The organism is Kitasatospora brasiliensis (assembly GCF_032654805.1).
GTDB classification, from domain to species: Bacteria; Actinomycetota; Actinomycetes; order Streptomycetales; family Streptomycetaceae; genus Kitasatospora; species Kitasatospora brasiliensis.
The window spans coordinates 1-11,529 of the sequence record NZ_JAUOOW010000001.1 but is presented as its reverse complement, the minus strand read 5'-3'; the positions used below and the strand labels follow the sequence as shown (position 1 = coordinate 11,529).

At 75.1% G+C, this 11,529-nt stretch carries 6 protein-coding genes; all 6 read left to right on the top strand.

Going from position 1 to position 11,529, the window contains the following annotated elements:
• Nucleotide 1 precedes the first annotated feature (1 nt).
• Nucleotides 2-1,759 carry a non-ribosomal peptide synthetase gene (locus QWJ13_RS00030; RefSeq protein WP_316519645.1) on the top strand — a complete coding sequence of 586 codons (1,758 nt, stop codon included), beginning with the start codon at nt 2-4 and terminating at the stop codon, nt 1,757-1,759.
• Nucleotides 1,756-2,532 carry a thioesterase II family protein gene (locus QWJ13_RS00025; RefSeq protein ID WP_316519643.1) on the top strand — a complete coding sequence of 259 codons (777 nt, stop codon included), beginning with the start codon at nt 1,756-1,758 and terminating at the stop codon, nt 2,530-2,532. Before QWJ13_RS00030 ends, QWJ13_RS00025 begins: the two co-directional genes overlap by 4 nt.
• A gap of 2 nt (nt 2,533-2,534) precedes the next feature.
• Nucleotides 2,535-3,719: a cytochrome P450 gene (locus QWJ13_RS00020; RefSeq protein WP_316519641.1), complete on the top strand. Its 1,185-nt coding sequence runs from the start codon at nt 2,535-2,537 to the stop codon at nt 3,717-3,719.
• 100 nt (nt 3,720-3,819) lie between these two features.
• Nucleotides 3,820-4,038, top strand: a complete 219-nt coding sequence (locus QWJ13_RS00015) for an MbtH family protein (protein ID WP_316519639.1) — start codon at nt 3,820-3,822, stop codon at nt 4,036-4,038.
• Nucleotides 4,039-4,046: 8 nt separating this feature from the next.
• Entirely contained in the window at nt 4,047-5,042 is a 996-nt protein-coding gene (locus QWJ13_RS00010) for a TauD/TfdA family dioxygenase (protein WP_316519637.1), read from the top strand.
• Between the two features lie 55 nt (nt 5,043-5,097).
• Nucleotides 5,098-11,529 (top strand): non-ribosomal peptide synthetase (locus QWJ13_RS00005; protein WP_316519636.1); only part of this gene is annotated, 6,432 nt, incomplete at its 3' end.

The following is an 11,529-nucleotide window of genomic DNA, read 5'->3' as shown; positions in this document are numbered from 1 at the left end:
CATGACCGATCTGCTGGAGCGCCTGCGCGCCACCGTCGCCGCCCACCCCGGGCGCACCGCCGTCCTGGCGGGCGCGGACCGCCTGGACTTCGCGGAACTCGACCGCCGCACCCACGGGTTGGCCCGCGCGCTGCGCGAGCGGGGGGTCGGCCGCGGCGACCGGGTCGGCGTCCACCTCGCCCGCACCGCCGACCTGCCGGTCGCCCTGCTCGCCGTCTGGCGGGCCGGCGCCGCCTACGTGCCGCTCGACCCCGCCTACCCCGCCGAACGGCTCGCCTTCATGGCCGCCGACGCCCGGCTCGCCGCCCTGATCAGCGTCGACGGCCTCCCGGCCGCCGAGGGCGTGCCGGTGCTGCGCCCGGACGCGGTGGCCGAAGGGCCCGAACTGCCCGTCGAGACCCACCCGTTGGACCCGGCGTACGTCATCTACACCTCCGGCTCCACCGGCCGCCCCAAGGGCGTCGAGGTGCCGCGCGGCGCCGTCGCCGCGCTCTTCGCCGGGCTGGAGGCCACCGGGACGCTGCGCGCCGAGCCCGGGGTGGCCGGCTGGAACGCCAGCGTCTCCTTCGACGCCTCCGTGCCGCAGTGGGCCCGGATCTGCCGCGGTGACACCGTCCTGGTCATCGGCGAGGAGCACCGCGCCGACCCGGCGCAGCTGGCCGCCCTGCTGGCCGAGCACGCCGTCACCGACCTCGATCTGACCCCCTCGCACTGGGAGCTGCTGCGCGAGCCGCTGGGCGCCGCCCGGGTGCCGCGGCTGCTGATGGGCGGCGAGCCCGTACCCGAGCGCACCTGGCGGGAGCTGGCCGACGGCGGCATCGACGCCGTCAACCTGTACGGGCCCACCGAGTGCACCGTGGAGGCCGTCACCGCGCCGGTCAGCGGCCCCGGCCCGCACCTGGGCGCGCCGCTGCCCGGGGTGCGGCTGTACCTGCTGGACGAGAAGCTCGCCCCCGTCCCGGACGGCGTGGCCGGCGAGCTCTACCTGGCCGGCCCCGGCCTCGCCCACGGCTACCTCGGCCGGGCCGCCCTGACCGCCGAACGCTTCGTCGCCGACCCCTTCGCGGCGGGGGAGCGCGCGGGGGAGCGCATGTACCGCACCGGCGACCAGGCCCGGCGCGGCGAGGGCGGCCGGCTGGAGTACGTCGGGCGGGTGGACCGGCAGGTCAAGCTGCGCGGCTACCGGATCGAACTCGGCGAGGTCGAGCACGCGCTGGCCCGGCTGGCGGGCGTCCAGTCCGCCGCCGTCACGGTGTACGAGCCCGCGCCCGGCGACCGGCGGCTCGCCGGGTACGTCACGGGTGCCGCGGTGAGCGCCGCCGAGCTGACCGAGCGGCTGAGGGCCACCGTGCCCGCCCATCTGGTGCCCTCGGTGATCACCGTGCTGGACGCCCTGCCGCTCACCCCGAACGGCAAGGTCGACCTGGCCGCGCTGCCCGTCCCCGCCACACAGCGGGAGGGATCTCGGGAGAGCACCGGCGGACTGCCCGAGCAGGTCGCCGAGGTCTGGAGCACCGTGCTCGGCGTCAGCGGCGTCCGGCCCGCCGACGACTTCTTCTCACTCGGCGGCCACTCGCTCGCCGCACTGCGAGTCGTCCACCTGCTGCGCCGCCGGCTCGGCATCGAACTCCAGCTGCGCCACCTGCTGGACTCGGCCGACCTTGCCGCCTTCACCGCCACCGTCGAACGGGCCGTCGCGGCCGGCACCGCCGCCCCCCGGCCCGCGCTCACCGCCCGCGCCAGGGTGGTCGCCGGATGACCACCACCCTGCGGGTGCGCCCCCGCGCGGAGGGGGACTGGCTGCTCGTCCCGGTGCCCCGACTCAACCCGACGTACCGGCTGTTCTGCTTCCCGCACGCCGGGGGAGACGCCACCGCCTACACCCGGCTCGCCCGCGCCCTCGCCCCGGTGGCCGAGGTCTGGGCGCTGCGCCCGCCCGCCCGCGGCGGCCGGATCGGCCACCCGATGCCGGCCGGCTGGGACCTGCTGGTCGACGCCGTGGTGGAGGCCCTCGATCCGCACCTGACCGGGCGATTCGGCTTCTACGGGCAGAGCTTCGGCGCGCTGCTCGGCTACGAGGTCGCCCGAGCGCTGCCCGCCGAGCGGCGGCCCGAACTGGTCGTCGCCGGCTCCGCCTCGCCCCCCGCCGTCTGGGGCGGCGCAAACCGCCCGCGGTACACCGCCGACGAACTGCTCCGGCTCGCCGGGATGGCCGAACTCGTCGAAGGCGAACCCGACTTGAAGGAGCACGCGCTGCGCGGCATCCGCACCGACCTGGCCGTGAGCGCCGGCTACCGGCCCCGGCCGCACCCGCCGATCGGCTCCGACCTGCACACCGTCGTCGGCGAGGACGACCCGCTGCTCACCGGTGGCGGACTCGAAGGCTGGGCGGTGCACACCCGCGGCGCCTTCGGCCAACACGTCGTCCCCGGCGGCCACTTGCTCGCCACCGTCGACGGGCCCGGCCCGGTCGACCTGCTGACCTCCCTGATCACGCGGCCGCGCGCCGCCCACCAGCCCACCACGGAGTAGCCATGCTGACCACCACCGCGGTCGACCTCACCGACCCGGACCTGTGGGCCCGCCCCGACACCCCCGCGCTGGTCGCGGAGCTGCGCCGGGAGGCCGCCGTCCACCGCACCGACACCGTCGACGACGGCCCGGTCTGGTCGGTGCTCTCCTACCGCCACTCCGCCGAGGTGCTGCGCAACGCCGCCGTCTACAGCTCCGAACGGGGCTCGCTGCTCGGCGCCGGCGCGGGCAACGTCCCGGTCGGCTCCGGCCGGATGATGGCCCTCACCGACCCGCCCCGGCACCGCGAACTGCGCGCCCCCGCCAACCCGTTCTTCTCGCCCGGCGCCGTGCGCGGCGCCTCCCGGGGCATCGCCGCACTCGCCGCCTCGATCGTCGACCGGGCCGTCGAACAGGGCGAGGTCGACCTCGTCGACGCCGTCTCCGCGCTGCCGCTGGCCGTGATGTGCGACCTGCTGGACGTCCCGGAGGCGGACCGCGACATGGTCGTACGGGTCTGCGACGTCGCCTTCCTCGGCCGCACTCCCGAGGAGCGCCGGGCCGGCCACCAGCAGCTCATCCCGTACCTGCTGCACCAGGTGATGCTGCGGCGCACCGACCCGCGCGACGACCTGATCTCCATGATGGCCTCCTACCGGGTCGGCGGGAAGCTGCTGCCGGTCGAGGACGTCGTCCTCAACCTGGACAACATCGTGGTCGGCGGCGTTCAGACCGTCCGCCACACCGCCGCCATGGGACTCTACACCCTGGTCCAACATCCGGAACTCTGGCGGCAGTTGCAGCGCGGCGAGGTCGGCATGGACTCGGCGCTGGACGAACTGCTGCGCTGGACCTCGGTCGGGCTGCACACCCTGCGCACCGCCGGCCGGGACACCGAGCTCGACGGGCGCGTCATCCGGCGCGGCGACCGGGTCGCGGTCTGGGTGTGGTCCGCCAACCGGGACCCGGAGGCCTTCGAGCGGCCCGAGGAGATCCTGCTCGACCGCGCCCCCAACAAGCACCTCGCGCTCGGCCTCGGCGCCCACTACTGCGTCGGCGCGCCACTGGCCAAGGCCGAACTCGGCGGGCTGTTCACGGCGATGCTGGAGCGCGTCGCCGCGATCGAGCCGACCGGACCGGCCACCCACAACCGCTCCATCATCAACTTCGGCCTGGACCGCTTCCCGGTCCGCCTCACCCCGCGCTGAGGCGACGTACGAGAGGACCAACTGCCGCGTTCCTGCCGCGACTCCTGCCCTACCACCCACCGGCCGGCGCCTACCTTCGAAGCAACCCAAGGAGGACACCATGAGCAACCCGTTCGAGGACGACAACGCCGGCTACCTGGTGCTGGCCAACGACGAGAACCAGCACTCGCTCTGGCCGGTCTGGATCGACGCGCCGGCCGGCTGGACCACCGTCCACGGCGAGGACACCCGCCAGGGCTGCCTCGACTACATCGAGGCCAACTGGACCGACATCAGGCCCGCCAGCCTGGTCGCCGCCCTCGCCGACGCCGACCGGTGACCGCCACCATGCCGACCTGGGAACTGAACCCCGGCCGCCCGGCCCTCGCCCACGCGCCGCGCACCGCCGGCATGGGCGAGGCCTGCGAGTGGCTGCGCGAGAACGAGAGCGCGCTCACCGACGCCCTGCACCGCTACGGCACGATCTTCCTGCGCGGCCTGCCGGTCACCGGCACCGAGGACGTCGCCGCCGTGCGCGACGTCCTCATCCCCGAACGCACCCCCTACCGGGAGAAGGCCACCCCGCGTAGCGACTACGGCAACGGCGTCTACTCCTCCACCGACCTGCCGCCCATCCAGCCGATCCGGATGCACAACGAGAACAGCTACACCCTCACCTTCCCCGGCCGGCTGCTCTTCGCCTGCCTGACCGCCCCCGAGGAAGGCGGGGCCACCCCCACCGCCGACTGCCGCCAGGTGCTCGACCTGCTTCCCGGGCACCTGGTCGAACGGATGCGGACCTCCGGCTGGACGCTCACCCGCAACTACTCGGACTACATCTCGCTCGGCTGGCGCACCGCCTTCGCCACCGAGGACCCCAGCGAGGTCGAGGCCTACTGCCGGGAGAACGGCATCACCTGCGAGTGGCTGCCGGACGGCAACCTGCGCACCGGCCAGCTGCGCCCCGGCACCATCCACCACCCGACGACCGGCCAGGAGGTCTGGTTCAACCACCTGGCGTTCTGGAACGAGTGGTCGCTGGACCCGGACATCCGGGAGGCGATGACCGAGGAGTTCGGCCCCGACGGCCTGCCGTTCAACACCGGCTTCGGCGACGGCGAACCGCTGGAGCGGGCCGACGTCGACGCCCTCAACGAGGCCTACCACGCCGCCACCGTACGGGAGCGCTGGCAGGTCGGCGACGTGATGCTGGTCGACAACGTGCTCTGCGCCCACGGCCGGGACCCGTACCGGGGCGCGCGCAAGATCGCCGTCTCGATGGGGCAGCCGCTGGAGGTCCTGGACTGCCGGCCGAGCATCCGCCCCGATCTGGCCATCGTCTGACGGTCCCCCCCTCGATCAGCCCGTGACGTCAGTAGACCCGAGTAGAGGAAGCACCGTGATCCCGGTTTCGTACGCACAACAGAGGCTCTGGCTGATCGACCAGATCGAGGGGCCCACCGCGCTGTACAACCTGCCGTTCGCCCTGCGCCTGCGCGGCGCGCTCGACACCGCCGCGCTGCGCGCCGCGACCGCGGACGTGGTCGCCCGGCACGAGGCCCTGCGCACGGTGTTCCCGGTGGCCGGGGGCGTGCCGGTGCAGCGGATCCTGCCGGCCGAGGAGGCGCGGCCGCGCTTCCTGGCCGTGGACTGCGCACCGGACGACTACCCGGCCCGCCGGGACGCCGCGGCCGCCGAGACCTTCGACCTGAGCCGCGAACTGCCCATCCGGGTCACGGTGTTCACCCTCGCTCCGACCGAGCACGTGCTGCTCGTGGTGCTCCACCACATCGCCGGTGACGGCTGGTCGCTCGGCCCGCTGCTGCGCGACCTCGCCACCGCCTACCGGGCCCGGCTCACCGGCCGCGCCCCCGACTGGGAACCGCTGCCGATCCAGTACGCCGACTACGCCCTGTGGCAGCGCGACCTGCTCGGCGACGAACACGACCCCGACAGCCTGCTCTCCCGCCAACTCGACTACTGGCGATCCCAGTTGAAGGATCTTCCGGAAGAGCTGGAGCTGCCGACCGACCGCCCCCGACCGCCCGCCCCCACCGGCGCCGCCGACTCCGTCGACCTCGCCTGGGGCGCCGATCTGCACACCGCCCTGCTCGACCTCGCCCACACCCACCGCACCACCCTGTTCACCGTCCTGCAGGCCGGACTGGCCGCCCTGTTCACCCGGCTCGGCGCCGGCACCGACATCCCGCTCGGCACCGGCGTCGCCGGGCGCGCCGACGACGCCCTGGACGACCTGGTCGGCTTCTTCGTGAATTCGCTGGTTCTGCGCGTCGACACTTCCCCTCGCTCCGCTGGGGATGCCCCTATCGGCGACCCGGGCTTCGCCGAACTGCTCGGCCGGGTCCGCGAGGCCCAACTCGACGCCTTCGCCCACCAGGACCTCCCCTTCGAGCGCCTCGTCGAGGAACTCAACCCGCCCCGCGCCCTCGGCCGCCACCCGCTGTTCCAGACCCTGCTGGTGCTCCAGAACCACGGCCAGGACGCCCGACTCGACCTGCCCGCACTGGAGTGCGCCACCGAACCGATCGGCCTGCGGGTCGCCAAGTTCGACCTCAACATCGGCATCGCCGAACACCACGGCCCCGACGGCGCCCCCGCCGGGCTCACCGGCTCCATCGAATACGCCGCCGACCTCTACGACCGCACCACCGTCACCGCCCTCGCCGAGCGCCTCGGCCGGCTGCTGGCCGCCGCCGCCGCCGACCCGCACGCCCCGATCGGCACCCTCGACCTGCTCGCCCCCGAGGAGCGCACCCGCCTCCTCACCGAGTGGAACGCCACCGACGCCCCCCGCCGGACGGGCACCCTCGCCGAGGCCTTCGAGCGCCAGGCCGACCGCACCCCGCACGCCACCGCCCTCGCGTACGACGGCGGCACCCTCGGCTACGCCGAACTGGACACCCGCGCCAACCGCCTCGCCCACCACCTGAGAACCCTCGGCGTCGGCCCCGAAACCCCCGTCGCCATGCTGATGGAACGCTCCGCCGACGTCGTCGTCGCCACCCTCGCCGTCCTCAAGGCCGGCGGCTGCTACGTCCCCATGCACCCCGGCCTGCCGCCCGAGCGGATGACCGACGTGCTCGCCGACACCGGCGCCCCCGTCCTGCTCACCGACCGCGCCGACCCCGGCTTCCCGCACAGTGCCGCCGTGGTCCGCCCTGGCGACGAGGCCGACGCCCCCGCCCACCGGCCGGGCCTGCCCGTCCACCCGGACCAGCTCGCCTACGCCATGTACACCTCCGGCTCCACCGGCCGTCCCAAGGGCGTCGCCGTCCGCCACCGCGACGTCCTCGACCTCGCCGCCGACCGGCGCTGGCAGGACGGCTGCCACCGGCGCGTCCTGCTGCACTCCCCGCACGCCTTCGACGCCGCCACCTACGAGATCTGGACGCCCCTGCTGGCCGGCGGCACCGTCGTCGTCGCACCGCCCGGCCCGCTCGACGCCGACACCCTGCACGCCGTCACCACCCGCCACGACGTCACCGCCGTCTTCCTCACCAAGGCCCTGTTCGACCTCGTCGCCGAGCAGGCCCCGGAGACCTTCGCCGCCCTGCGCGTCGTCTGCACCGGCGGCGAGGCCGCCTCCGGCGTGCTGCTGCGCCGCGTCCTGGACGCCTGCCCCGACCTGCTGCTCGCCCACGTCTACGGACCCACCGAGACCACCACCTTCGCCACCCACCACCCGCTCACCCCCGCCGATCTCGACGGCCCCCGGGTGCCGATCGGCACCCCGCTGGACAACACGCGCTGCTACGTCCTGGACGAGCGGCTGCGCCCCGTCCCGCCCGGCGTCCCCGGCGAGCTGTACCTCGCCGGCGCGGGCCTGGCCCGCGGCTACCTGGGCCGGCCCGGCCTGACCGCCGAACGCTTCGTCGCCTGCCCGTACCTGCCGGGCGAGCGCATGTACCGCACCGGCGACCTGGTCCGCCGGCGCGCCGACGGCGCCGTGGAGTTCCTCGGCCGGATCGACGGCCAGATCAAGCTGCGCGGCTTCCGGATCGAACCCGGCGAGATCGAGGCCGCCCTCTCCCGCCACCCCGCCGTCCGCCAGGTCATCGTGGTCGCCCGCGAGGACCGCCCCGGAGACCTGCGGCTGGTCGCCTACTGCACCGCCGACCCCGGCCTCACCCCGGCCGAGCTGCGCGCCTTCGCCGGCACCGCGCTGCCCGGCTACATGGTCCCCGCCGCCGTCGTCCTGCTGGACGCGCTGCCGCTCAACGCCAACGGCAAGGTCGACCGGCGCGCCCTGCCCGCCCCCGACCTCGCCGCCGACGACACCGGGCGAGCACCCCGCGACGAACGCGAACGGGTGCTCTGCGCCCTCTTCGGCGAACTCCTCGGCATCGACGACATCACCATCGACGACGACTTCTTCGCCCTCGGCGGCCACTCCCTGCTCGCCACCCGCCTGGTCGCCCGAGCGCGCACCGAACTCGGCGTCGAACTCGCCATCGGCGACCTCTTCCAGGCGCCCACCGTCGCCGCTCTGGTGGCCCGACTGGCGGACACCCCCGCCCCGGCCCGCCCCGCGCTGCGCCCCACCCCCCGGCCCGAGCGGGTGCCGCTCTCCTTCGCCCAGCGCCGCCTCTGGTTCCTCACCCAGGCCGAGGGCCCCGCCGCCACCTACAACGTCACCCTCGCCCTGCGGCTGCGCGGCCCGCTCGACGCCGCCGCCCTGGCGGACGCCCTGAACGACACCGTCCGCCGCCACGAGGCGCTGCGCACCGTCTTCGCCGAGCACGACGGCACCCCGTACCAGCACATCCTGGACGGCCCCAACGCCCCGCTGCTCACCACCACCGACCGCCCGGTCGACGAACTCGCCCGCCACACCTTCGACCTGGCCGCCGACCTGCCGGTGCACGCCTACCTGCGGCCCGAGGGCCCGGACGAGCACGTCCTGGTCCTGGTGCTGCACCACATCGCCGGGGACGGCGCCTCGCTCGGCCCGCTCTACCGCGACCTCACCGACGCCTACCGGGCCCGGCTGGCCGGCCACGCCCCCGACTGGCAGCCACTGCCCGTCCAGTACGCCGACCACGCCCTGTGGCAGCACGCCCTGCTCGGCGACGAGGACGACCCCGAGAGCCTGGCTGCCAGCCAACTCGCCCACTGGCGTACCCGGTTGAAGGACCTGCCGGAGGAGCTGGCGCTGCCCGCCGACCGCCCCCGGCCGCCGGTCGCCAGCCACCGCGGCGCCGTCGTCCCGCTGGAACTCGACGCCGAGCTGCACACCCGGCTCGGCGAACTCGCCGCCGAGCACGGCGCGACCCTCTTCATGCTCCTCCAAGCCGGCTACGCCACCTTGCTGCACCGCTTCGGCGCCGGCACCGACCTGCCGATCGGCACCCCGGTGGCCGGCCGCCTCGACGAGGCCGTCACCGACCTGGTCGGCTACTTCGCCAACACCCTGGTGCTGCGCACCGACCTCTCCGGGCGGCCGAGCTTCGCCGAACTGCTGCGCCGCGTCCGGGACACCGACCTCGCCGCGTACGAACACCAGGACACGCCGTTCGAGCGCCTGGTCGAGGAGCTCAACCCGGTCCGCTCGCTGGCCCGGCACCCGCTGTTCCAAGTGATGCTGACCTTCGCCACCGCCGCCGCGTCCGGCCCCGCCTTCCCCGGGGTGACGGCCGAGGAGGAGCCGGTCGACTACGGCACCGCCAAGTTCGACCTCCGGCTGTCGCTGACCGAGCGCCACCGCGCGGACGGCACCCCGGACGGGCTCGCGGGCGGACTGGAGTACGCCACCGACCTGTTCGACCGGGAGACGGCGCAGCGGCTGGCCGACGCGCTGGTCCTGATCCTGCGGCAGGCCGCCGCCGACCCGGACCTGGCCGTCGCCGACGCCGAGGTCATGGCGGCCGGGGAGCGGGCCGAACTCATCGGCGGTGCGACGCCGTTGGCGGACTCGCAGGTGCCGCCGGCGCCGGAGGTGTTCGAGGCGCAGGCGGCGGCCACCCCGGAGGCGGTGGCGCTGGTGTGCGGGGAGACCGCGCTGACCTTCGCGGAGCTGAACGCGCGGGCCGACCGACTGGCGCACCGGCTGGTCGAGGCCGGACTGACGCCGGGCGAGGTGGTGGCCCTCGCCCTGCCGCGCTCGGCCGAGACGGTGGTCGGACTGCTGGCGGTGCTCAAGGCCGGCGGCGCCTACCTGCCGCTGGACGCCGAGTACCCGGCGGAGCGCACCGCGCACATGCTGGCGGACGCGGCGCCGGCCCTGGTGCTGACCGACGACCGCTGGCCGCTGCCCGAACTGCTCGCCGAGCTGCCCGTCCTCGATGTGACGGACACGCCCGGCCCCGCGGATGGCGCAAGGCCCGCGCTGCGGGCGGCCGACGCGGCGTACGTGATCTACACGTCCGGCTCCACCGGCCGCCCCAAGGGCGTGGTGGTCCCGCACGGCAGCCTCGCCGCCCTGCTGGCCGGCCACCGGGCCACCCTGATCGCCGACGCCGAGGCCGCGCACGGCCGGCTGCGCGTCGCGCTCACCGCCTCGCTCTGCTTCGATGCCTCGCTGGAGGTCGTGCTCTGGATGATCGCCGGGCACGAGCTGCACCTGATCGGCGACGAGGTCCGCCGGGACGCCGCCCAGCTCGTCCGCCACGCGCGCCGCGCCGGGCTCGACGCCCTGCACGTCACCCCCTCCTACGCCGAGCAGCTGATCGAGGAGGGCCTGCTGGAGGAGCCCGCGCCGAAGCTGCTGCTGCTCGGCGGCGAGGCCATCGGCCAGGGCCTGTGGACCAGGCTGTGCGAGGCCCCGCTGACCACCGGCCACACCATGTACGGCCCCACCGAGTCCACCGTGCACGCCCTCACCCGTCCGCTGGACGGCGTGGACCGCCCGGTGCTCGGCCGGGCCGTCGCCGGGACGGCCGGGTACGTGCTGGACGAGCGGCTGAACCCGGTGTCGGTCGGCGTCCCCGGCGAGCTGTACCTCACCGGAGCCGGCCTGGCCCGCGGCTACCTGGGCCGGCCCGGCCTGACCGCCGAGCGCTTCGTCGCCAGCCCGTTCACCCCCGGCGAGCGGATGTACCGCACCGGTGATCTGGTGCGCCGCGCCCGGGACGGCGAGCTGGAGTACCTCGGCCGCACCGACAACCAGGTGAAGATCCGCGGCTTCCGGATCGAACCCGGCGAGATCGAGGCCGTGCTGGCCGACCACCCGGCCGTGCGCCAGGCCGCCGTGCTGCCCGACGACAGTGGCCGGCGCCTGGTCGCCTACGTGGTCGCCGACGGCCCCCTCGACGCGGCCGCCCTGCGCGCCTTCGCCGCCGAGTCGCTGCCCGGCTACATGGTCCCGGCCGCGGTGGTGACGCTCGACGCCCTTCCGCTGACCGCCAACGGCAAGCTGGACCGGGCCGCGCTCCCGGCCCCCGACTTCGCCGCGCTGGCCGGCGGCCGGGCCGCCCGCACCCCGCAGGAGGAGATCCTCTGCGGCCTGTTCCGCGAGGTGCTCGGCCTCGACGTGGTCGGTGCCGACGACGACTTCTTCGAGCTCGGCGGCCACTCGCTGCTCGCCATCCGGCTGCTCAGCCGGGTCCGGGCGGTGCTGGGCGCGGAACTCGGCATCCGGGACGTCTTCGAGGCGCCGACGCCGGCCGGGCTCGCCTCGTGCCTCGGTTCGGGGGCGGAGCGTCTCGCGCTGACCGCCTGTGTCGAGCGGCCGGAGCGGGTGCCGCTCTCCTTCGCCCAGCAGCGGCTCTGGCTGATCGACCGGATCGAGGGCCCGAGCGCTCTCTACAACTCGCCGCTGGCGCTGCGCCTGACCGGCGAGCTGGACCAGGCGGCGCTGGAACGCGCCCTGGGC

Excerpts from the sequence above, each read along its gene's own strand:
- QWJ13_RS00030 (WP_316519645.1), top strand. The coding sequence starts at position 2 with ATGACCGATCTGCTGGAGCGCCTGCGCGCCACCGTCGCCGCCCACCCC.
- QWJ13_RS00025 (WP_316519643.1), top strand. The coding sequence starts at position 1,756 with ATGACCACCACCCTGCGGGTGCGCCCCCGCGCGGAGGGGGACTGGCTG.
- QWJ13_RS00020 (WP_316519641.1), top strand. The coding sequence starts at position 2,535 with ATGCTGACCACCACCGCGGTCGACCTCACCGACCCGGACCTGTGGGCC.
- QWJ13_RS00015 (WP_316519639.1), top strand. The coding sequence starts at position 3,820 with ATGAGCAACCCGTTCGAGGACGACAACGCCGGCTACCTGGTGCTGGCC.
- QWJ13_RS00010 (WP_316519637.1), top strand. The coding sequence starts at position 4,047 with ATGCCGACCTGGGAACTGAACCCCGGCCGCCCGGCCCTCGCCCACGCG.